Raw genomic sequence first — 22,839 nt, forward strand, 5'->3', positions numbered from 1 at the left:
GGCCATCCTTCTTTCCATGCCCGGAAAACGCGCCAAACAGACGGTTTGTTTCACGACCAAAGGTCAGATCGTGATTCCCGCCGCGCTGCGAAAATACTTCCAGATCGAGAACGGTTCCGAAGCCATCGTCGAAGAAACCGCCGACGGTATTCTGCTGAGACCTGTCACCGCTTGGTCGATCAAACGGGCGCGCGGCGTCGCCAAGAAAGCCACGGCGACCGGCTCGGATTTTGCGACTGAGTGGGCCAAGCAAAAAGCCGAGGAACGCGACTTGGAAGACGCGAAAAATGCCCGCCTCTCCTCACGTCGTTCTCGATAGTTTCGCGCTCATCACCTACCTGCGCGACCAGCCCGGAGCGGATCATGTCGAGCAGCTCATGCAGGAGGCGGCGACCCAGCAACGGACGCTATGGATGACCAAGGTCAACTACGCTGAAGTGCACGACATGCTCGTGCGCGAAGAAGGCGCGAAGATATGGACCGACTGCGAAGCTGCGATCGACGGCCTGCCCATCCGATTCGTCTCCGCCGACCGATCACTCGCCAACCGCGCCGCCCAATTCAAAGCCGCCCACAAACTCAGTCTCGCCGACGCCTTCTCCGCCGCACTGGCCCAAACATTGGACGCTCTCCTCGTCACCGGCGACCCAGAGTTTACGCCACTCGCGGAGGAGATCAAAATCGACTGGCTCAACTGAAACCGACCCAACCTTCGTGGTCTCAAACGGTAAGCCGCCAGCTTGCTGGCGCTCATCACCGGACCGGCAAACCTCTGCCCGTTCGTTCCCCAACCACGCCGCCCACGCGCTCGGTGAGAATCTCAGCGTTTTGGGTTTCAGCATTTCGACACGAGTTGCCCATGAAATGCTACTTATAGTCCGTGGTCTGATAGTCTGCATTCGGATACTCTGAGCCCATGCCACCACGGGAGCCCGTCCTTCAGAAATTTGGACACAACGTTAGGGAAAAACGCGAAGCACTAGGCCTCTCTCAAGAAGCCTTGGCCCATGCCGCCGAACTCGACCGCACCTACATCGGCGGCATCGAACGCGGTGATCCCCATCAACTTTGAAAAATACTCTCTCGGTGATGCTTGAGCCCATCGAGCGAGGGCTCTGCTAACTGGTGCGGCATCTGAACTGTGCTTCCTTCGAATGCTCCAAAGTTTTGTTCGAGTAACTTGTGAGGAAAGTGCGCTTTGAGCTTCGGGCTCAATACAACTCGAAGTTTTTCGTCCAAAGTGATGAGGCCCGAATCGAAAGCTGAATCATGTAAAGTGGACAAGCAGAGACCGTTGCTGGGGTCGAGGCGATGCTGCGGAAATTGACTCCAAGGTCGAATGTGACTCGCCACTAACAATCGCGGTATTTCGATGCCCGAGATGCAGCATCGAATCCCATAAGCATTGAGGAGCGTTTGCCGGAAATACTGCTGACCTCGACGCTGTTTCGTTACCGCGAGTGTCTCGGTTTCGCCGCTTGAAGTGCGATCGACCACAAGGCGGACTGCACGCCTCTCCAGCAAATCGACCTCTCGTGATATATCCGTGGTGAACAGATCATGCAAAAGGGACTCACTTTCCGGAGCCAAAGTATCGAGATCGTCGAAAAACTCAGCCCACGCCTCCCGATCTTTTCGAGATGCACCACTCAGGCCCTTGATTCCGCGCTTCTGCAACAAAGGGTCAAGCGACGCGAAATTCCCCAACTTCATGGCAAGACTGCTGGCCGAACGTCCCATTTTCGAGGCGATCTCGGCAATGAGCGGAGTGCGTTGGTCCAGTTTCGAAAACGGGAGCTTTCCGTAAACATTCAGCGCGATGAGACGATGCTCGCGCGTCCAAGGAACCGTGACTGCTCGTGCCATTTTGGGAATGCTGGTGAATTCCAACGCAAAAGCGAAGACAGGTATTTAGCAATTTTACTTTCCTCGGGCCGACTACCTGGCCAGGTGAACTAACCCATTATGGGTAAAACCTACACGATTCGTTTGGAGTCGAACGACCTCGGCCAAGTCTTGGATGGACTGCGTTGCCGCGCTGAAGCTTGGCGAGGAACTTTGCAGTATCACGAGACTGGAACCACTCCCCACAAAACATTCGCAATCGAGGAATCCCGCGACGCCAACGAAGCACGCGGTCTCACCGATTGCTATGACCGACTGGTTACCGAGATCGAACGGCAAATCAGAGCACAGCAAAAACAAGATCATACGCCCGCATCTGACTTAGTGAAGAATTTGCCCCCTCCATCAGTCTCCGACGGGTTTTGCATATTTATCGACACGATTTTTGAGGGTAAAACTGTCGCGGTGACCGACGAATCGGATCGTCCGTGCATCTTCAACTCTGAGCACGAAGGGCATATTGAAATCGTCGAAGGTTTGATGACTCGGCTTCAACAGTTTCTGGACGGAGAACGCGAATTTGATGACGCCACCACGATCGACGAATATGTGGAGCAAGTTCACAAACGGTCCGACGGCACACTGGTCGACAAAAAAGGAAATTCGCTCTTCGGAGGATGACCGGACATGACCGATGCTCTCCCTCCCCGATTTCTGTGCCCTTTTGTGTGATTTGCTTCCTCCGCCGCCCGAGGTGCACCCGCTTCGTTGCCTCCCGCACGCGGGAGGCGCGTCCTTCTATCCAAGTCCGCACCCTCTTCGCGCTCTCGCGCTAGGTGATGGGCAAAAACCAACAGGCTGACCGCTCAGACGGTGCCGCCTCCTCTACCGCTTCAGACGCATTGGACTTTTACCAACCTCAACCTCCTGATTTTCGTGCTCTTTCGTGTATTTAGTGGGCAAAACAGCGGGCTGACGGCTCTGTTCCCCTCCGTTTCCTCCTGTAAAACAAAACCAGCAAGCTGACTTATCGCGACATGCTTGAATTACATTTGATTTCCCCCATTGACAATCAATTCATAGCGACCACGTTTTTCGTGTGCTGTTTGAGTGGGATGAGCGAAAAGCGACTGCCAATCTCGCCAAGCATCATATCGCATTCGACCAAGCCATCACTGTTTTTAAAGATCCCAACCGGCTCACCTACGCGGACCACCGCACCGACTATGGAGAACCTCGCCACAACACCGTCGGTATCATGGATGAAGTCGTTGTGCTCTGCGTTACGCACACGAATCGCGCCGACGTCACACGCCTGATTTCCGCCCGTCCTGCCAGTCGCCGAGAAAGGAAACTCTATCATGCCCACTGTCCGTAAATCTCTCGATCAAGCCCGTCCTCTCTCCGCAAAACAGCGGACCCGGTTGAGTCGTATCGCCGACAAGGACATCGATTTTTCGGATACCCCCGAAATCACCGCTGCGGCCATCCAACTGGGCAGAATCAAATTGGTCGGTCGCGGCGGTGTTCGTCCCGGCGCGGGCCGCAAGCCCTCCGGACGCAAACCCGTGAGTTTACGTCTCAAGCCTTCCACCATCGAGGGACTCCATAGACAGGCCAAAAAAGAGGGTAAAACGATTTCAGAAGTCGCCGAAAACAGACTCCTCGCCCGGTAGAGTGCGTAACACCTCCCGCTTCGTCTACTCGTGGGTCATTGCTAGCGAAGACCGCATCCACCACACTGCGGCATTCGCAAGCGAACGCCCTACCCAAGAACATGTATTTGACACGGACGTCGCTCGCGTATCCCAGCGACTGGCGAGCCACGAGGAAAACCCATCTTCCGCCATTTAACGCACCGAAATGAACGCACGTTTGCGGTCACGAACCTGATTCCAATCGTTCGGACCGGTTGATTTTACACCGAGAGTGCAATGCTCGCAGAGCCGCGGTCGTCTGATTCTCGGCGGACTTCTCGGCCTTCGTGTAAAGCCCGAGAACAGATCCAATGGCTGTGGTTTGGAGTGTAGGATTTATCACTCCCAGTTTCCGGGTTTTTCCGTGTGGTTCCGGGGGCAAAACAACGAGCTGACGGCTCTGTTACCCTCGGTTTCCTCCTGTAAAACGATACCGCCAGACTGACCGGCACCGACCCTGGCTAGCCCATCTTGCCGTGCTTGTTGCTGGCGTCGCGCGTGGGGAGTTCCAGGGTGCTGCCGGTGATCAGGCTCGCGATGATCGGCAGACCACAGACCACAACGGCCGGGACGAGCCAAAGCGGGCGTTCTCCCAACAACAATCCGAGACCGGCCACACCCACCAGGGCCGTGACGAAAAACGCGGCAAAACTGCGAAAGGCGAACAGACCCGTCACCCCCGCGATCAGGCCCACCAGCGCCACCGGCCACGTGAGCAGGGCAAACAGCATGCCCGCCACAAACCCGATGGGCGCGAGCAGCACGTGCTCTTCGCGACGGGTGTAAAGCTGGCTGATAATGCCGAGCCCGAGCACCACCATCAGCAGCGCGTAGTCGGGCTTGGGCACGTAGGCCCAGAGGTCGGAGGTCAGCGTGAGACTGATCTTCACCAGCAGGGCCCCGAGGTAGCCGCGCGCCGGATCAAGCCAGAGTGAAGGCACCCACCACCACGGGCGGTGGTGTCGACGGCTGTCGAGATTGTTGAAACTGTCGAACGTGCGCAGCTGCACCACCGTCGACAGAAAACTGTTGGCCGGAATCAGGAGCAACAGCGCTCCCGGCACCAACAGTGACCACGCAATGGTCATCAAGTCCCGCTGCGCTCGTCGGGGGCCAACTCGTAGTTGATTTTGCCCTCCACGATCTCGCGCAAAGCCATGTCTTCCAGAGAGAGTTTCTCCAACGACTCGATCAGCGGACGGCTGCCGCGACGGAGTTGTTTCACGCGACGGGAAACCAAGTTCACCAACAGGTTGGGATCGTCAATAACGCGGCAGGCGGCATCCAAGTAGTCTTGTCTCATAGTGGAATTAAGAACGCTAAATACCTGCCGCGCCCGACACGATCACTAACTGCAAAGAGCACCGTCTGCGTTGCGCCAACAAACACTTAGGAAAGAAATAAACCACGGCGACGCTGTTTTTTTAACCACAGATGGACACAGATGGCTTCGCTACCGCTACGCATTGGAACCAGAAATCGTGGCTTAATATCACGTGGATTCGGATCTGTGTTAATCTGTGTCCATCTTGTCTACCGAAGCCTTGGCGAAGGAGAATCTGTGGTTAAAAAACCAGCAGGCTGATAGGTTCTGTGGTTCAGCTCCCTTTTTCGAAGGCGGCTTGCAGGGCTTCGAGTTCTTCCCAGCGGGTGAAGGCGGCGGCGGACTCGGATTCGATCGCTTCAAGACGCGCTTTCAGGGCCGGGACTTCCGTGGCGCGTTCGGTGTAGAGCGTGGGGTCGCCGAGTTGCGCGGTGAGTTTGGCCTGCTCGGCATCGAGCGCTTCGATCTTCGTCGGCAGCTCCTCCAGCTCGCGCTTTTCGTTGCTGTTCAACTTGCGCGGCTTGGGCGCGCTTTTGATGCCGCCGGCGACTTGCGACTTGGCCGATGAGGACGAGGCCGTCGCCGCCGGGGCGGGCGCGTTGCGGGCGCGCTCGGCCACGTAGTCGGAGTAGCCGCCGACGTATTCGGACCACCGACCATTGCCTTCGGTGACAAGCGTCGTCGTCACGACGTTGTCCAGAAAATCACGATCGTGGCTCACCAGCAGCAGGGTGCCGGTGAATTCGACGAGCAGGTTCTCCAACAGGTCGAGCGTCTCGGCGTCGAGGTCATTGGTGGGTTCGTCGAGCACCAGCACGTTGGCGGGCTTGGTAAAGAGGCGCGCCAGCAGCAGGCGGTTGCGCTCGCCCCCACTCAGCACTTTGGCGGGCGTGCGCGAGCGGTCGGGCTCGAACAGGAAATCCTCGAGGTAACTGATGACGTGCTTGCGCTTGCCATCAATGGTCACGAAGTCGCTGCCCTCGCTGACGTTTTCGGCCACCGTCTTGTTGTCGTCGATCTGGGCGCGGAGTTGGTCGAGATACACGACCTCCTGTTTGGTGCCCTGCTTGAGCTCGCCACCCGTGGGCATGAGTTGACCCAGCAGCAATTTGATCAACGTGGTCTTGCCCGCCCCGTTCGGGCCGATGAGGCCAATCTTGTCGCCACGGCTCACCAAAAGGTCGAGGCCGCGCACGAGCGGCGCGCTGTTCGGATAAGCGAAGTCGATCCCGATGGCCTCGACTACGCGTTGACCGCTGCGCTCGGCCTCGCTGAGCGTGATGGTCGCCTTGCCCGCGACGTCACGACGCGCGCGACGCTCGGCGCGCAAACTCTTCAAACGCGTGACGCGACCCTGATCGCGGGTGCGGCGGGCTTTCACGCCGCGGCGGATCCAGGCTTCCTCCTGCGCCAGCACCTTGTCCTTGAGGGCGCGTTCGCGTTCCTCGACTTCGAGGCGCGCAGCGCGACGCACCAGATAGGTGTCGAAGTCGCAGTCCCAATTGGTAAGCTCGCCGCGATCGAGTTCGACGATGCGCGTGGCGAGGCGTTTGAGAAACGTGCGATCGTGGGTGACGAAGAACAGCGAGAGTTTCGATTCCAACAGAAACGATTCGATCCACTCGATGCTCTCGATATCGAGGTGATTGGTCGGCTCATCCAGGAGCAACAGATCCGGACCGCTGGCCAGCGCCCGTGCCAACAGCACGCGGCGTTTCAAGCCACCCGAGAGCGCCGCGAAGTCGGCACCTTGCTCCAGGCGCATGCGGTCGAACAAATCGTCGAGCCGCACATCCTGTTCCCACTCCTCTTCGTGATCGTGCAATGGTTTGAGCCCGCCGGAAACGACGTCGAAGACCGAGCCGGTGACATCGGTGGGAATCTCCTGCAGCAGGCGCGCCACCCGCATGCCCGATTGTTTGGAGATGGAGCCTTGGTCGGGTTTCATCTCGCCCGCGAGCAGCCGCATGAGGGTGGATTTACCCGAGCCATTCCGGCCGACCAAACACACACGTTCGCCAGCATCGACTTGGAAATTCACTCCATCGAGCACCGGCGGACCACCGAAGGCATGATGTAGGTCGAGAAGGGTGAGCAATGGCATGGTCGGAGAAGAAAAGGAGCCAACTTGTCAGGTCCAACGCCACCGAGGGAAGCGCAAAGATGTGCGCCCGCTCGATCGCAGAACATCAAAGCCCGCCCCCGACCACGCCGCCGCGTTCCGGCATTCGCAAGCGAACGCCCTACCCCAGCACAACGCTCCATCCTAAGGTAGGGGCGTCGCTCGCGACGACCGCACGCGTTCCCCCCACCACGCTGCCGTGTCCCGGCATTCGCAAGCGAACGCCCTACCCCAGCACAACGCTCCATCCCCACAATCGTTCCCATCCCCACCCGAGCCCCGCCACACGATGCCCCGCCCCATCCGAAGGTAGGGCGGTTTTGCCAAAACCGCCGCTCACATCCAGCCGGAAAACCCCACACCACCCAAATCCCCACGCTCGGGGAGCCCGCCCTACCAATAACCCCACCCTGCGCCGCGCGCCTCACCGCCAGTGTAACCATTATGGTTACACTTTCACTCCAACGTAGGCCGTCCGCTCGCGGACGCTCCCCCGCTCCAACCCCACGGGCTAACTCAACCTGAGCCCCGACATCGGCTCGATATTACGGGGTGCTCCGCCAATACAACTGGCCCGCCACGACGTCACGCACTTGCCAGGTTCCGGCGTCCACGCGTTCACGCAATGGCGTTTCATCCACTTCACTCGCCTGCCGCCATTCGGGCGTGACCAGCATCGCGAAGGGTTGATCGCGCTCCAACAACGCCGCGACGCTCAAGTCCGGAGCCGAATCTCCGGACACCGCGTTGACCGGCTCCACCCCACGACAACGTGCATGACCGAGATAATTCGCATAAGAAGTCGCACCGTAACCCACCAGAGTGTGCTCGCCTTCCGTCGGCCAAACGTCGCGCAACACCGCCAAGGTATCCCGCACCGGCAACGGACGACTGCCGGGCTCGAAAACGGACCCGCTCCCAATCCACGCCCCCGCAGTCACAACGCTCACCGTCAATCCCAGCACCGCCAAGCCAGTTCGCCCCCGCTCCGGCAACCGCGCCCCGCCCCACCGCAACACCGCAGCCCCGATCGCCAGCACCAACGGCACAATCGCCAGCATATACGGGCCTTTCGCGAGCACGACCAAACCGGGGCCGATCACCACCACCGCGCCCAACGCCGTCACTTCACTCACCCGCCACCACGGCACGTTCGCGTTCGGCGGAGCCCGGCGCCCGGCGGCCAGCAGCGCCAACGCGCCCGTCGCCCACAGCCCCCAACTCAACGCACGGCGCTCGGGTGCGGGGCGCCACAAATCACGCAGCTCAATCACCGCCCGCCCAAGATTCCACTGCACGTGATCGACGATCGCACCGGGATTGCTTTGCCACGCTTCACGCAAGGAGGTCGCGCCCGGAAAGTCCCGGGCCATGATCCGCGGATATTCCGCCAATGGATTAAAATTCGGGATATTTTCCACCACCATCGCCCGGACCGCGTAATGTTGTTGAAAGGCAAACCAACCCCGTTTGCCCACCCCGCCGAGCGAGACATTCGTCGCCACCGTGCCAATACCCATGAGCAGAACCACGCCGATCGCCACCGCGACCATTCGCTCCCTTCGACTTCCGCTCCACGACAACCACTCCCTCGCTCGGCCGCCTCGCCGCCGCCACATCACGACGACGCCCACGATGAGAAACGGCACCACGAACTGGTAGTCCTGACGCATCCCGACCGCCCACGCCAACGGCGCCAGCGCCACCACCGGCCACCGATCCACCAACCACAACGCGACCAAAAACCACATCCACGCCGCCTGATAAACCAACAACGGATACTCGGTGTGAAACCACGATCCGCCCCACGCCAATGCCACCGCCGCCGCCGCCGGCCAGCACTGCCACCACCGCGCCAACAAGAGATACAACATCAGCACACCCCCGATTTTGATGAAATAGTGATGACGATAAATCGCACGCTCCACTGAGCCTCCCATTCCGACCAAACCGTATTGCACCGCGTAGCTCGGCCCCGTGTGCAGATCCCCCAACGGACCGCCTACCGGCAGCCACTCGATGCCGCGCGCTGCGTAGTTGGTTTCATCCCACATCGGCAAATCGAGGGTCTCGCTCAAACCGCGCATGGCCCACCATTGCCCCGCCCCCACCACCACCGCGCCCAACAAAACCGCCCGCGGCGTCGCGCTGCGATAAACCGTCATAGCGACCGCCCCCGTCCGTCCTCCGACACGTCCGACCCGTCGAGTCCAACCCACCAGGTCCACGCGCGGATGCCACGCCGCCGGCTGGCGGCGCACCCAGCCCCAGAACACAATCACCCCCAACACCACCACGCCTTCCGGCCACGGCCAGCGCGGCTGCCCCACCCGCAGCGGCGCGCCGAGTTCGAGCATCACCTGTGCGTCATCGGCATCGGCCAAGGTCTCTGCCACGAAGGCGTCACCTTCGATCCGCCACGCCGCGATCTGATGACGCGGCGTGACCGCACTCAGCGGGAATCTCGCGATCGTGCGTCCCGTCGCCGATTCCAACCATGGCGCTTTCAGTGCGAACGTGCCGGGCGTGAGCAAGGGATCAAAACGCAACACCTGCACCGGCACGCGAGGTAACGGAAATCCCACTACACGCCAGTCCGGCGAACCCTCCAACTGCCGCACCGCCTGGTCGCCGTGCCACAAGCCGCGCCCGATATCGTAGTAAACGTGGGCCTCCGCCGCCCGTTCGATCCGCACCGGAATCATCAGACGGTTCGGTCCCGCTTGATCGCGCTGCGCCCGCACCGTCGACCAGCCCGTCCACGCGACCACCGCCACCACGGCGAACGGCAGCAAGACGGACAACCCGCGAAGGACGCGATCGGGGAGCAACATGGGCCGGCACGTTGCCGCCCCGCCCCAGCGGCGTCAAACCCGACAAACGCCCTCCCATGGAGTCCTCACAAACCGAGCCCCCATCGCCCGTCCGGATCGAATCCCGCCACCCCGTCCCGCTGGAAGTGTAACCATTATGGTTACACTCTCCCACCACCATGGGCCCTCCGATCGCGGGCGCCAGCCATGTAAGCACACGATCTCGGTCTGCGACACGCCCCCCGCACCTTTACCCGTATCTGCCCAGGTAGGGCTGCTTCGCCGAAGCCGACGAACCCTTCCACCTGGAAAACCCCACGCTCCACCACCCCGCCGCCGCGCGCTCGGCGAGCACGCCCTACCCTTCCCGACCGACTTTTCACTGCGCCTTAGCACCGCGCTCCGGCCGGAAGTGTAACCATTATGGTTACACCCTCCGGGCGGCAACTCGCTGGCCCGGTCGGTCACTTAACGAAAAACAAGGGTTGGACCGGGCGGGCGATTGCCGGATGCGGGCAGGTGTGCTCAGTTCATCGTTCTACATGAAACGAGCTCTCTTTATCAGCGGTGGCTGGGCTGGCCACATCCCCGAAGCATTTACGGCACGCTACGTCGCCGAACTGTCGAAACACGGCTTTGAGTGCCAGTGCGAGACCGAGACCGCCTGCCTCACCCGGCTCGATCTCTCCGCGTTCGACCTGATTGTGCCCAACTGGACCATGGGCGAGTGGACCAAGGAAGAATCCAAAGCCCTGCGCGACGCCGTCCACGGCGGCGTGAACCTTGGTGGTTTCCACGGGGGTCTGGGCGACGCCTTCCGCGGCGACGTGGAATTCAAGTGGATGGTTGGTGGCATGTTCGTCGCCCACCCCTACATCGGTGACTACGACATCACCGTGACCGATCCCGAACACGTGATCATGCAGGGTATCCCGACCGAGTTTCCCTACACCTCCGAACAATACTACATGCTGATGGATCCAGGCGTGCACGTCCTCGCCGAGACCCTCTACGTGTATGAAGGTAAATCCGTCCCCATGCCGATCGCATGGGTAAAACAATGGGGCAAGGGCCGCGTCTTCTACGCCGCCCTCGGCCACGAACTCGCCGAATTCGACCGTTGCCCCGCCGCCCTCGACCTCACCGTCCGCGGCCTCCGCTGGGCCGCCGGCGACCTGGCCTGAAAATTAACCACGAAATACACTAAAAACACGAAAGGGCCTCGCCGCTCGAACCATGTGAACCCAACGGCGATACGGCGCGGCCAAACCAGGATACAAGCCGACGCAATCTCCCGAAACTTTCGTGTGTTTCGTGTATTTCGTGGTCTCTCCCTTTCATCCCTATTCCCATGTCTGATACCCTTAAAGTCGGCCTCATTGGCTGCGGTAAAATCTCCGGCGCCTACTTTGAAGGCTGCCAAAATTATCCCATCATCGAGCTCACCGCCTGCGCCGATCTCAATGTCGACCTGGCGCGCAAAACCGCCACCGACCACGGGCTCGCATTCGGCGGTTCGACCGAGGACCTGATCGCCCGCGACGACGTCGACTTGATCGTCAACCTCACCATCCCGGCCGCGCACACCGCGATCAACCACGCCGCCCTCGCCGCCGGTAAACACGTCTACTGCGAGAAACCCTTCGCACTCACGGCGTCGGAGACCGCCGCCCTCGTCAGCCAAGCGGCCACTGCGAACCTCCGCCTCGGCAGCGCTCCCGACACGTTTCTCGGCGCGGGCCTGCAGACCGCCCGCAAGCTCATCGACGACGGGGTCATCGGCACCCCTGTTGCCGCCACGGCCTTCATGCTTTGCCCCGGTCACGAGACGTGGCATCCGAATCCGGATTTCTACTACAAGTTTGGCGGCGGTCCGATGTTCGACATGGGCCCGTATTACCTCACCGCCCTCGTCAACCTGCTCGGCCCGGTCGCCCGCGTGACCGGCTCCGCCCGCAAGACCTTTGCCGAACGCACGATCACGAGCGAGCCGCGCGCGGGTGAAAAAGTGACCGTCGATATTCCAACGCACTTTTCCACCACGCTCGAGTTTTCCGGCGGCCCGATCGGCACGATGGTCATGAGCTTCGACACGCCCAAAACCAACCTGCCCAACATCGTCATTCACGGCACGGCCGGCACCCTACGCGTGTGCGATCCGAATCGCTTCGACGACCCCTGTTTCTTCAGCCCGGCGGGTTCCGACAAATTTGATCCCGTGCCGATGACGCACGCCGAGGGACGCGGTCGCGGCAGCGGCGTCGCCGACATCGGTCATGCCCTGCGCAGCGGTCGTCCGCACCGCACCGATGGCCGGCTCGCGCACCACGTGGTCGAGCTCATGGAAGCCGCCACGCGTTCCAGCGACGAAGGTCGTCACATCACGATCGAATCCACCTGCGACCGCCCCGCCCCCGTCCCCGCCAACATCGCCTCCAGCGTCTTCGAGGACTAGGATCTAACGCCAACGCGCAAAGGCAGCAGAGCTTCACCAAGTATCGGATGGGTTTCCGGCTTGGCGTCTCTCTGCGCTCTTCGTGTCTTCGCGTTAAAATTTCTCCGCTCAGCTCCGGCCGATGCCGAGTTTGCGGTCGAGCGAGTATTTGCCGGGGCCGGCCAGGAACAACGTGAGGTAGGCGAACGCGAACAGGAAGGCCGTCTCGCCACCGTGCGGGGCACGGAAGCCCATGTGGTGATGGAAAATCCACGCCACCATCATCACGGAAAACAAGACCAACGACTGCAGCCGCGTGACCAGACCGAGCGCAATCAGGATGCAGCCAAATGTCTCCGACCACGCAACGATAACGTAACTCAACTCGCTCGAAATCCCGAGGTAGTTGGGGAACGTGTGAAACTCCGCCTTGGCCCCCGCGAGGGAAAACCAGTTGGGCAATCCAGCGGAATCATCCTGCCAGCCGGTGAGCTTTCCCCAGCCGTGGTAACGGATCATCACAAAGGAAAAAGCGACGCGGTATAGCAGCAGACCGAGGTCGGCGTTGAGCGGGATGAGATTCAGGCCGAGGTATTTTTTCATGGGGTAAAGATGACCGATCGTGCCGCGACGAAACGGGGAAGCAATTCCGCCAGTTTCGTCCGTTGAGCATGAAAACCGACCGCACCGCGCGGACGTCGCAGGCAACGCCCCTACCTGCGGAGCCCGCGTCTGACGGAGAATCCCGGCGGCATCCGCTCGCCATGTCGCGAAACCTATGCGTTGGTTTTCGCTCCTGTCACCATGCCTCCGATCGTTCTACTCATCATTGGTCTCGCTATTCTCACCCTCGGTGCGGAGTTGCTCGTGCGTGGGGCATCGGCGCTCGCGCTCAAACTCGGTCTCACGCCGTTGGTCATCGGTCTGACGGTCGTCGCGTTTGGCACCAGCGCGCCGGAATTGGTCGTCAGTCTGCAAGCCGCCCAACGCGGGGCCGCGGCCATCGCGGTCGGCAACGTCATCGGCTCCAACTTGTGCAATCTCGCGCTGATCATGGGCCTGTGCGCCTTGGTCAAACCGCTCACCGCCAGCCATGCGGTGATCCGCCGCGAGGTGCCGTTGCTCATCGGCGCGACCCTGCTGGGGGGCGCGTTTTTGTGGAACGACCATCTCGGCGTGGGCGAGGCTGCGTTGCTGTTCATCGGATTGCTCTTTTACACCGGACTCACGTTGCGGTCGGCCAAGCAGGATCCCGATCAATCACTCGGCGCCGACGTGCCCAAACCCATCTCCCTCCCACTCGCCGTCGTGGGCGCGCTCGGTGGTCTCGGTCTGTTGCTCTACGGCTCGGATCTCTTCGTCGACGGGGCCGTGACGCTCGCCCGCGAGTGGGGTTGGAGTGAAACCGTGATCGGCCTCACGATCGTGGCGATCGGCACGAGTCTGCCGGAACTGGCGATCTCAGTCGTCGCGGTCTCGAAGGGCGAACACGATGTGGCGGTCGGTAATCTGGTGGGTTCGAGTTTGTTCAACATCCTCGGTATCCTCGGCGCCGCCGGCTTGGCCAGCGGCGGCACCGCGGCGGCGTTGCAACACGTCGATCTCCTCGTGCTTGTCGTCATCACCGTCGCCATTCTACCACTCGTGCGCACGGGCGGACGCGTCGACCGCTGGGAAGGCGCCGCCCTCGTCGTCGCCTACCTCGGCTACACCATCTGGCTGGTGCGCGGCGCGGGCTGACGCCCATGCCCTCAGGTAAAGCCCCACATCGGCCGCCCGCTCGCGGGCGCATTTACGCATGACCGCCGCCGGGCTGGCTTTTCGGTCCGGGAGTTGCTGAAATTTGATCATGCAGGTGTTACCTCCCCAAGAAGACCCGGAAGATCTGGGCCCGTTTCAATTCGGTGTATTGGTGCTTTCGCTCGTGTTGCTGGCCGGATTGGGCGCGGAGTTGGCCTTCCAGGTTCCGGAGGAAATCCAACGCCTCGTCTTCTACATTGATACGACAATCTGTGGTCTGCTCTTCATCGATTTCGCCATCCGCTTCGCCAAGGCCGATTCCAAGTGGCGGTTCATGAAGTGGGGCTGGTTTGATCTGTTGGCGGCGGTGCCGGCGATCGAGGCCTTTCGCATTCTGCGCGTGGTGCGCGTCGTGCGCCTGCTCATCGCCATCCGGTCCGTGCGCCGCCTCTACAAGATCCTGTGGGAGAGCAAAACCAGCGCCGGCCTGACCGGCATCCTCGTGTTCACCTTCCTCGTGATTTCGTTTGGCTCCACCGGCATCCTCATCGCCGAGCTCGACGAACCCGAAGCCAACATCCAGACCGCCAACGACGCGCTGTGGTGGAGCATCACCACCACCACGACCGTGGGTTACGGCGACAAATATCCCGTCACCACCTCCGGCCGTATCATCGCAACCTTCGTGATGATCGCGGGCATCGGACTCTTCGGCACCCTCAGCGGTGTCGCCGCCAGTATTTTTCTCGGCGACGACAAGGATGAACCCGCCTCACGCGAAGCCCAACGGTTGATGTTGGAACAGCTGAAAGCCATGCAGGGGGAGATTCGTGAACTACGGGAGCAGCAGCCGGCACCAGCTTCGACGCACAAGCCGCCCGCCCAAACCTGATCGATTTCGTGTGCCAGCCAGCCGCGCGTGTTCCATCCACCACGCCGACGCGTTCCGGTCTTCGCGAGCGAAGCCCTACGCCAGCAGCACGCTCCATCCTGACGTAGGGGCGTCGCTCGCGACGACCGCACGCGTCCCCCCCACCACGCCGACGCGTTCCGGGCTTCGCGAGCGAAGCCCCTACCCCAGCAGGACGCTCCATCCTGACGTAGGGGCGTCGCTTGCGACGACCGCGAACTTGCCCAGACGATTCGCCTCATCACAATCCTGACCATGCCGACCGGTCCTCAGCGGCAAACTGCCCGCCTTTTGCTCGGCCGTGTTTCGGCTCCGGGCGCGGTGTATTTTGTGACCATGTGCACCAGCAAGCGCGCTCAGGTGCTCACCCTCGCCCATAACCTCTCCTCCGTGCGTTCCACATTGGCCGATACGTTCAGCCACGACAACTCATTGCACGCCGCCTGTGTGATGCCCGACCACGTTCATCTCCTGTTCACTTTGGGCAAGCGCCTCACTGTCGGCCAGGTGATGGGCAAATTTAAGGCATCCGTCCGCCGCCGCTCCGACAAACTGTGGACGTGGCAACGCAACGGTTTCGAACACCGACTGAGAGAAACCGAAAGCGAAGCGGACTACGCGTTCTACATTTTCATGAATCCTTACCGAGCGCACCTCGTTCCTATTACTACTGCGTGGTCTGGATGGTTATGCGAGGACCCCCTGCGCTATCGATTCCTCGCCGGTTTGAAACCAGACGGCACGCCCCCGCCGGAATGGCTCAACTACGATAAATCAATCGCCGCCAAAATCGACCGCTCTTCGTAGGGGCGTCGCTCGCGACGACCGCTCGCGTTCCCCCCACCACGCCGACGCGTTCCGGTCTTCGCGAGCGAAGCCCCTACCCCAGCAAGACGCTCCATCCTCCCGTAGGGGCGTCGCTTGCGACGACCGCGCTTCATCCTGCTTAGCCACGCCCACCGCAGCGGCGCTTTCGGCGAAAGCGCCCTACCTTCAACCGCGCTCCAGCCCATCACGACACCACGCCGCCGCGTTCCGGGCTTCGCGAGCGAAGCCCCTACCCCAGCAGGACGCTCCATCATGACGTAGGGGCGTCGCTCGCGACGACCGCGCTTCATCCACCAGCACCCCCGCGTTCACTCCACACACCCTGAGTAAAACCGTTGGGCGTCCCCACCCCACGATGATCTCGGTTTCAGATTCTCAAAATTTTCTGTAACCCGACGCCGGCTCCGCGGGTATCTCTCCTTGACATTCTACAGGAAGAAGGTCGTTCATGTAGACAATCTAGGAAAGTCCCATTGGACCCGATTTCCGACCTGCCCCTTATTTCCCACTTCAAACTTCTTACTTACCAGAATGGCCAAAACTGACCTCCTGCAAGGCACGCTCGACATGCTCATCCTCAAATCGCTCCAGCTGGAGCCGATGCACGGGTTCGGCATCAGCGTGCGCATTCGCCAAATTTCTTCCGAGGTGCTCCGTGTCGAGCAGGGGTCGCTCTACCCGGCTTTGTATAGGCTGGAGGAGCAAGGTTGGATCACGTCCGACTGGGGCATCTCGGAAAACAATCGCAAGGCCAAGTTCTACGAGATCACGAAGCTTGGCCGCAAACAACTCGAGCGCGAAACCGCCAACTGGGCTCGCCTCTCCCTCGCCATCAATACCGTCCTTGGTGCCAAGTTGGAGGACCTCGGATGAGTCGCGGAACGGGGTTCGGGCAGCGCATCAAACGCGCCCTTTTCCGCCGACGCTTTGAACGCGACATGGCGGCGGAAATGCAGGCTCATATCGAACTCGAAACCGCCCGCCGCATCGCCGCCGGCGAAGCCCCCGTCACCGCCCAGCGTCGCGCCGCCGCCGACTTCGGCTCCGTCGACGCGCACCAGGAGCACGTTCGCGACGGCCGTTTCGCAGCGTGGTTCGATGAAACTTTTCGCCAAACCCGCCACGCGTGGCGGGGGCTGCGCAAGTCACCCGTGTTTACGCTTATCGCGGTGGGCACCATCGCCATCGCCATTGGTGCGGGAACGGCCGTGTTCTCTCTCGTCAACGCCATCCTGCTGCGGCCTCTTCCCGTGCCGGCACCGTCCGAATTACGGGTGTTGCACTGGAGCGGCACCGACGTGCGCATGCGCTCCATCAATCGCACGTTCTCGCGCACCGTTGGCGATGTCACCGAACTCGAATCGGTCAATCATCCCACTTTCGCCGCCTTGCGTGAAGGTGCGTCCGGAGTCGCCGAGGTATTGGGCTATTTCCCTTTGCGCGAACTCACCGCTCAATCCGACCACAACGCCTTCGCGTCCACCGGCATGATGGTGTCGGATAATTTTTTCACCGGCTTGGAGGTGCAATCCCTGCTCGGTCGCACGCTGCTCCCCGGCGACGAGGCCACCGGCGCTCCGCTCGCCGTCATCAGTCATGGCGTGTGGCAGACCCAATTTGATGGCGATCCGAACGTCTTGGGAAAAGTGCTCCGCATGCACGGCGTCCCTCACGAAATTGTCGGGGTGCTGCCGCCGGAGTTTGAAGGCATTCGTCCGGGTCAATCCACCGGCGTTTATATCCCGCTGATCGAAGGCTCCCCTTTCCTGTATGTAGGATTTGGTGACGACTGGCACTGGTTCATCCGCCTGCTCGCCCGGGTGCGACCCGGGGTGAGCGACGCCGAGTTGACGAGCCGTCTCGGCCCCGTCTTCGCGTCGTTCACGGACGGCTACATGACCGACCCGCGCATCGTGGCCCACGACGGCACGAGCGGACTCGGGTTTGACCGCGAGACCTACCGGACGCCATTGCAACTCATGCTCGGCATCACCGCTCTGGTCATGGTGGTGGCCTGCGCCAACCTCGCCGGGCTTTCGCTCGCTCGCGGTGCGGCCCGCCAACACGAGCTCGCCGTCCGTCATGCCTTGGGCGCCGGACGACGACGACTGATGGGGCAAGCTTTCTGCGAGAGCGCGGTTTTGGCTGGAACCGGCGGGGCTGGAGGCGTGCTGCTCGCATGGTGGATGCAGGGCGCCTTGTCGAAGTTGTTGGCGGGAACGGGAGAGGGTTTACACTATGCCCTCCCGCTCGACGGACGCGTGCTCGCCTTCGCTCTCGCGTCGGCCGGGCTCACTGCCTTGCTCGCCGGCATCCTGCCCGCCTGGCGCGCCGGCGGCACCGATCCCTTGCACAGTCTGCGCTCCCGCGGAGCCATCGGTGAGCCGCGCTTGCGCCTCGGTCGCGCTTTGATTGTCGCTCAGATCTGCCTGTCCCTTGTCGTTCTTGCCGGCGCCGGCCTGGGCCTACGCAGTCTGCTCAACCTGCAACGCATCGATCCGGGCTTCGCCACCGATGGCACGCTGCTCTTCCGTCTCAATCCGGCCAGCGCCGGCTACGACGACTCCGCCCGGATGGCTTACTACGATCGTGTGCAGGTGGCGCTTGATGCTCTGCCCGGCGTGCAGCACGCGGGTCTTATGCAGTTCCGCCCGCTGACCGATGAGGTCTCGGTCGGCGGAGTTGAACTCACATCCTTGGCCGATCCTCCCATCGCGGGCGGTTATACTTATCGGCAGATGGTCAACGCCCGCTACTTCGACGTGATGGACATCCCCGTGGTGGCCGGTCGCGCCATCGCGGCGAGCGACACCGCCGACGCGCCCAAGGTTGTGGTAGTGAACGAGACCTTTGTTCGCCGCTACCTCGCGGGGCGCGATCCGCTCGGCCATACCCTCGCTATGTGGGACGCCGAGTGGCGTATCGTCGGGGTCTGCGCCGACACGGTTTTCGACGACGTCAAAGCCGAGCCGCCGCCCGCCTCCTACTATCCGGCCGCCCAACGGTTTTATGGCCGCTTCGCCGCGACCGCCGTCGCATCCGCCTCCTTTGCGGTGCGGTCCCATTCGTCGGCGGATGCGCTCGCGCCGCTGATTCGTCGCACCGTCGCCGCCATCGATCCCGCCGTGCCCGTTATGGACGTTACGACCCAAGCCGCGCTGCTTGCACAGAACCTCGGTCGTGAACGCATGATTGCGGTCCTCGGCTCGGCGCTCGCCGCCCTCGCCCTCGTGCTCTGCGGCATTGGTCTCTACGGTCTCATCGCCTACGACGTCACCCGGCGTCGTGGGGAGATCGCCATTCGTATGGCCATCGGTGCCCAACGCGCCGACGTCGCCCGCCCCATCGTGGGGCAGGCGCTCCTCTTGGCCGGCATCGGCGTGGTCATCGGACTCCCGGTCATGTTCGGCGCGACGCGTCTGATTCAAAGCCAACTGCATGGCATCGCCCCGCACGACCCGGTAACGCTCGTTACGGTGGTCGTGGCTCTGGTCGGCGTTTCCACCCTGGCTGCGCTCGCGCCCGCTTGGAAGGCCACCCGGATCGACCCCATCACCGCCCTCCGGAACGAATAACCCCGCCCCACCCGCCATGAGCAAACTCTCCGGCCTCCGCACCCGCCTCCGGCGCGCGTTCCAGCGCCGCGCCATGGACCAACAAATGCTTGATGAAATGAAAGATCATCTCGATCAGGAAACCGCCCGCCGCATCGCCGCCGGCGAAGACCCCGCCACCGCCCGCCGCCGCGCCGCCGCCGCCTTTGGCTCCGTCGACGCCCGCGTCGAAGAGGTGCGTGAAAATCGCCTGGGGTCGTGGTTGGAACAACTTTGGCAGGACCTGCGCTTCGCTGCTCGTCAACTTCGCAAATCTCCCGGCTTCACCCTCGTGGCCGTGGCCACCATTGCCTTGGGGGTCGGAGCGAACACCGCCATCTTCAGCGGAGTCGACGCCGTGCTGCTACGGCCCTTGCCCTATCCCGACGCGGATCGATTGGTCCGCGTGTTTGAGACCGTGCCGAAGGGTGGTGGCAACGCCGTCTCCGGTGGTGCGTTCGTCGACTGGTATAAACATCAAACGCAGTTCGAGGGTCTCTTCATCGCGGCCGGTGAACAGGTCGATTTGACGGGATCCGGTGCACCGGAAAAAGTTTCCGCCGCCTCCGTTTCATCCGATTTTGACGAAGTGCTGGGACTGGCCCCCGTCGTGGGACGACATTTTACGGCGGCCGATGACGAAGTGGGCGGACAGAACAATGTCGTCATGATCAGCGAGTCTTTCTGGCAGACACGATTCGCCGGTTCCCCCAACGCCATCGGGCAACTCATCACCTTGGACGGTGTCCCGCGGGAGATCATTGGTGTCGTGCCCCACGGCATGTGGCATAGCCGGGAGACCCAATTGTTTTTGCCCCTGGTGCTCACCCCCAACAACTACCGAACCTCCTTTGATGTGCACATGGGGCGGGTGTTCGGACGGCTGAAACCGGATGCCTCCCTCACCAGCGCGGTAACAGAACTCCGCGCCATCAAATCAAGTCTCGACGCCACCTACCCCGAATGGATGCACACGTGGGGAGTCGGGGCAGAACCGATGCAGGACATGTTCGCCAAGAACCCCCGGCCGTTTCTGCTCATGCTGTCCGCGGCCACCGCGCTGGTTCTGCTGATCGCTTGCGCCAATGTCGCCAACCTGTTGCTGGCGCGGTCCGCCACCCGTCAACGGGAAATCGCCCTGCGCGCCGCTTTGGGTGCCAGCAGCGGACGCATCGTTCGGCAAGTGCTGACCGAAAGCACGTTGCTCGCCTTGATCGGTGGTGGGGCCGGCCTGCTCGTCGCCTTCGCCAGTATTCGCGTATTGGCCACCGCCAGCGCCGATCTGCTGCCCGCCACCATGGTGCCGCAACTCGACCTGCGCGTGTTGGGATTCGGCCTTTTTTCCAGTATTCTGATCGGACTTATTTTCGGGATCTTCCCCGCGCTGCGGGCGCGGAATCCCGATCTCAATCACAGCCTGAAATGCGGCACCAGCAACGCGACCGATGGCGGTCGATCCCGCAGCCAGTCCAGTCTCGTGATCGCGGAAATCGCCCTTACCGCGGTGCTGCTGGTGAGCACCGGACTGCTTGTGCGCGGCATGGTGCGCACGGTCACCGCCGATCCCGGCATCACCGCGGAAAACGTTTTAATGTTCGAGCTTACCCCTCCCTACTCCGGGGGTTATGCCAGCCCCACCCAACGGATTGAATTTATCCAGCGAGTGCGCTCTGAACTCCTGGCGGTTCCCGGTGCCGTCGCTGTCGCCAGCGCCGACGACCTGCCATTTGGGGACAGTGGCCAGGGTTACTTCATCAGTCGCGAGGATGCCCCGGAAACCCGTCAGGACCGCACCGGCCGGATAAAGTATGTATCCCACGGATACTTCGATACCCTCGGCGCGCGCATCGTGCGTGGACGCGCCATCTCCTCCGCCGACAATCGCCTCGAGGCGCCGGATGTCATGGTCATCAACGAAACCATGGCGGGCCAACTCTTCGGTCCGGATACGGATCCATTGGGCAAACTCGTCCACGCCAAAGACCAACCGTGGGAAGTGGTGGGCGTCGTGTCCGACATCCGTATCGACTCTCTGACTACAGATCCGCAACCCACCTTCTTTGTGCCCCACACGGAATTCGTCTGGTGGTCGGGCTTCATCGTCCGCACCCAGGGAGATCCGGCCGCGATGCTGCCAGCACTTTCCGCCGCCGTGCATCACATCGACCCCAACCTGCCCTTGGCCCGTGTGCAGACGCTCGAACATGCCATGGGCGAAGCGCTCGGTCCGCAACGACTCACGCTCAATCTCATCGGCGTGTTCGCCATCATGGCCCTTTCACTCGCGGCCATCGGGCTCTACGGGGTCATGGCCTTTGCGGTAGCCAACCGTCGTCGGGAACTCTCCATCCGTGTCGCTCTCGGTGCCGCCCGTGCCGACATCATGCAGCTCATCCTCCGCCACGGCGGACGCCTCCTGCTCATCGGCCTGGGTCTCGGCTTGGTCGCCGGTATCGGCGCCGCGCGCGTCGCCGCCAACCTCATGACCAATGTCTCCGCCACCGACCCGCTCGTCTTCATCGTCGCCGCCCTCCTCCTCGCCTTCGTCACCGCCCTCGCCTGTTACCTCCCCGCCCGACGCGCCGCCAAAGCCGACCCCATCCAGGCGCTGCGATCAGACTGAACCATCCCGCCACACCTTAAAAATCGTGAATTTCGCCATGCGTCACTACGCCCGCCTTGTGACCGCCGTGCTCCTGACCTCGTGCCTGATCTCGCCCTCGGCCACCGCCTGCACCATCCTCAGCGCCGTGGCGCCCGATGGCCAGGTCTGGACGGGCAACAATGAAGACGGTCCGCTCGACGTGCCCCTTTACCTCAACGTCTTTCCCCGGACCGACGACACCCGCTTCGGCTACTTCACGTTTACTTATGATTCACCCCGAGCCGGCATTCAGGGCGGCATGAACGAGGCGGGTTTGACCTACGACTTTAATGCCCTGCAACAGCCTTATCCCTTGAAGGACCCGGCGCGGAGAAATCCATACCCCGGTGGGGATGATGCCATCCTCGGTCATTTGCTCGCCTCCGCCTCCACCACCGGGGAGGTGGTGCGTTTCTTTGAAAACTACTGGTTCACCGAAGGATTCGAACGGGCCCAGATGCATGTGGCCGACAAACACGGCACCCTCGCCATCATCAGTCCCTCCGGTTCGCAGGTGTTCACGCGCGAAGAGACTTTGGTCACGACCAACTTCAATGCCATCACCGGCAACAACGGCTCCAGGTGCTGGCGCCACCCCGTCGCCACCCGCCTGCTGGCCGAGTCAGAGGCAGGTCTCGCCACCATCACCGAGGTCTGCCGCCGCACCGCCCAGAACGGCGACGGCTGGGGCACGCTCTATTCCAACGTGCAGAACCTGACCACCAGCGAAATCTGGATCTACCCCGGACAAAAATTCGACCAGCCCCTCAAAACCACCCTCTCGACCCTGATCACCGCCGGCCGCCAGTCCTATCGTATTCAGGATTTGGCTACTACCCTGCCTCGTTCCGAATAACCCTGCCACTCATTTACGCCCCTTCGCGGCCAT

The 22,839-nt window shown here is 61.8% G+C and carries 21 protein-coding genes; 15 read left to right on the forward strand and 6 right to left on the reverse strand.

Translation table 11 applies throughout. The annotated features are described in order from the left end of the window. Positions 1 to 16 precede the first annotated feature (16 nt). The 3 genes from PXH66_RS13350 (at position 17) to PXH66_RS13360 (ending at position 1,072) form a co-directional block, all read left to right on the forward strand. Positions 17 to 319, forward strand: coding sequence for an AbrB/MazE/SpoVT family DNA-binding domain-containing protein (locus tag PXH66_RS13350; protein ID WP_330928671.1), 303 nt, complete (start codon positions 17 to 19; stop codon positions 317 to 319). Then, positions 288 to 698 (forward strand): type II toxin-antitoxin system VapC family toxin, encoded by a 411-nt coding sequence (locus tag PXH66_RS13355; RefSeq protein ID WP_330928672.1) that lies wholly within the window; start codon positions 288 to 290, stop codon positions 696 to 698. Before PXH66_RS13350 ends, PXH66_RS13355 begins: the two co-directional genes overlap by 32 nt. A gap of 218 nt (positions 699 to 916) precedes the next feature. Then, the gene (locus PXH66_RS13360) at positions 917 to 1,072 is read left to right on the forward strand and encodes a helix-turn-helix transcriptional regulator (protein WP_330928673.1); all 156 of its coding nucleotides are present in this window, start codon (positions 917 to 919) and stop codon (positions 1,070 to 1,072) included. Here the strand turns inward: PXH66_RS13360 and PXH66_RS13365 are convergent. Continuing rightward, the gene (locus tag PXH66_RS13365; protein ID WP_330928674.1) at positions 1,063 to 1,890 is read right to left on the reverse strand and encodes an HNH endonuclease; all 828 of its coding nucleotides are present in this window, start codon (positions 1,888 to 1,890) and stop codon (positions 1,063 to 1,065) included. The genes PXH66_RS13360 and PXH66_RS13365 overlap by 10 nt on opposite strands. A 75-nt stretch (positions 1,891 to 1,965) precedes the next feature. Here PXH66_RS13365 and PXH66_RS13370 point away from each other — a divergent pair, with 75 nt between their 5' ends. The 3 genes from PXH66_RS13370 to PXH66_RS13380 all read left to right on the forward strand — a co-directional run bounded on the left by PXH66_RS13370 (position 1,966) and on the right by PXH66_RS13380 (position 3,521). Beyond that, the gene (locus PXH66_RS13370; protein ID WP_330928675.1) at positions 1,966 to 2,526 is read left to right on the forward strand and encodes a hypothetical protein; all 561 of its coding nucleotides are present in this window, start codon (positions 1,966 to 1,968) and stop codon (positions 2,524 to 2,526) included. 418 nt (positions 2,527 to 2,944) lie between these two features. After that, positions 2,945 to 3,223 carry a BrnT family toxin gene (locus PXH66_RS23125; protein ID WP_345781718.1) on the forward strand — a complete coding sequence of 93 codons (279 nt, stop codon included), beginning with the start codon at positions 2,945 to 2,947 and terminating at the stop codon, positions 3,221 to 3,223. Continuing rightward, the gene (locus PXH66_RS13380) at positions 3,207 to 3,521 is read left to right on the forward strand and encodes a hypothetical protein (RefSeq protein WP_330928677.1); all 315 of its coding nucleotides are present in this window, start codon (positions 3,207 to 3,209) and stop codon (positions 3,519 to 3,521) included. Before PXH66_RS23125 ends, PXH66_RS13380 begins: the two co-directional genes overlap by 17 nt. A 482-nt stretch (positions 3,522 to 4,003) precedes the next feature. On the opposite strand, the gene PXH66_RS13385 is transcribed toward PXH66_RS13380, so the two are convergent. From PXH66_RS13385 to PXH66_RS13400, 4 genes are all read right to left on the reverse strand, one after another. Beyond that, a complete protein-coding gene (locus PXH66_RS13385) occupies positions 4,004 to 4,630 on the reverse strand; it encodes a hypothetical protein (protein WP_330928678.1) in 627 nt (208 codons plus the stop codon). Next, positions 4,630 to 4,845 (reverse strand): DNA-directed RNA polymerase subunit omega, encoded by a 216-nt coding sequence (locus PXH66_RS13390; protein WP_330928679.1) that lies wholly within the window; start codon positions 4,843 to 4,845, stop codon positions 4,630 to 4,632. The genes PXH66_RS13385 and PXH66_RS13390 overlap by 1 nt, the downstream gene beginning before the upstream one ends. Positions 4,846 to 5,140: 295 nt before the next feature. Further along, positions 5,141 to 6,970: an ATP-binding cassette domain-containing protein gene (locus PXH66_RS13395; RefSeq protein WP_330928680.1), complete on the reverse strand. Its 1,830-nt coding sequence runs from the start codon at positions 6,968 to 6,970 to the stop codon at positions 5,141 to 5,143. Between the two features lie 563 nt (positions 6,971 to 7,533). After that, complete coding sequence (locus tag PXH66_RS13400; RefSeq protein WP_330928681.1) at positions 7,534 to 9,822, reverse strand: hypothetical protein; 2,289 nt, start codon at positions 9,820 to 9,822, stop codon at positions 7,534 to 7,536. 521 nt (positions 9,823 to 10,343) lie between these two features. On the opposite strand from PXH66_RS13400, the gene PXH66_RS13405 reads away from it, so the two are divergent. Next, the gene (locus tag PXH66_RS13405; RefSeq protein WP_330928682.1) at positions 10,344 to 10,985 is read left to right on the forward strand and encodes a ThuA domain-containing protein; all 642 of its coding nucleotides are present in this window, start codon (positions 10,344 to 10,346) and stop codon (positions 10,983 to 10,985) included. A 167-nt stretch (positions 10,986 to 11,152) separates the two neighbouring features. After that, positions 11,153 to 12,256 (forward strand): Gfo/Idh/MocA family protein, encoded by a 1,104-nt coding sequence (locus PXH66_RS13410; protein ID WP_330928683.1) that lies wholly within the window; start codon positions 11,153 to 11,155, stop codon positions 12,254 to 12,256. 108 nt (positions 12,257 to 12,364) lie between these two features. Here PXH66_RS13410 and PXH66_RS13415 read toward each other — a convergent pair whose 3' ends face one another. Beyond that, positions 12,365 to 12,838, reverse strand: coding sequence for a DoxX family protein (locus PXH66_RS13415; protein WP_330928684.1), 474 nt, complete (start codon positions 12,836 to 12,838; stop codon positions 12,365 to 12,367). 201 nt (positions 12,839 to 13,039) lie between these two features. Between PXH66_RS13415 and PXH66_RS13420 the strand changes: the two genes are divergently transcribed. The 7 genes from PXH66_RS13420 (at position 13,040) to PXH66_RS13450 (ending at position 22,806) form a co-directional block, all read left to right on the forward strand. Continuing rightward, a complete protein-coding gene (locus PXH66_RS13420) occupies positions 13,040 to 13,975 on the forward strand; it encodes a calcium/sodium antiporter (protein WP_330928685.1) in 936 nt (311 codons plus the stop codon). Positions 13,976 to 14,084: 109 nt separating this feature from the next. Then, positions 14,085 to 14,867: a potassium channel family protein gene (locus PXH66_RS13425; protein ID WP_330928686.1), complete on the forward strand. Its 783-nt coding sequence runs from the start codon at positions 14,085 to 14,087 to the stop codon at positions 14,865 to 14,867. A 273-nt stretch (positions 14,868 to 15,140) separates the two neighbouring features. After that, entirely contained in the window at positions 15,141 to 15,692 is a 552-nt protein-coding gene (locus PXH66_RS13430; protein ID WP_330928687.1) for a transposase, read from the forward strand. Between the two features lie 552 nt (positions 15,693 to 16,244). After that, the gene (locus PXH66_RS13435) at positions 16,245 to 16,586 is read left to right on the forward strand and encodes a PadR family transcriptional regulator (protein ID WP_330928688.1); all 342 of its coding nucleotides are present in this window, start codon (positions 16,245 to 16,247) and stop codon (positions 16,584 to 16,586) included. Further along, entirely contained in the window at positions 16,583 to 19,288 is a 2,706-nt protein-coding gene (locus PXH66_RS13440) for an ABC transporter permease (protein ID WP_330928689.1), read from the forward strand. The genes PXH66_RS13435 and PXH66_RS13440 overlap by 4 nt, the downstream gene beginning before the upstream one ends. Positions 19,289 to 19,304: 16 nt before the next feature. Continuing rightward, positions 19,305 to 21,929: an ABC transporter permease gene (locus PXH66_RS13445; protein ID WP_330928690.1), complete on the forward strand. Its 2,625-nt coding sequence runs from the start codon at positions 19,305 to 19,307 to the stop codon at positions 21,927 to 21,929. A gap of 25 nt (positions 21,930 to 21,954) precedes the next feature. Next, the gene (locus tag PXH66_RS13450) at positions 21,955 to 22,806 is read left to right on the forward strand and encodes a C45 family peptidase (protein ID WP_330932037.1); all 852 of its coding nucleotides are present in this window, start codon (positions 21,955 to 21,957) and stop codon (positions 22,804 to 22,806) included. Positions 22,807 to 22,839: the final 33 nt, after the last annotated feature.

The organism is Synoicihabitans lomoniglobus (assembly GCF_029023725.1).
Lineage (GTDB): Bacteria > Verrucomicrobiota > Verrucomicrobiia > Opitutales > Opitutaceae > Actomonas > Actomonas lomonigloba.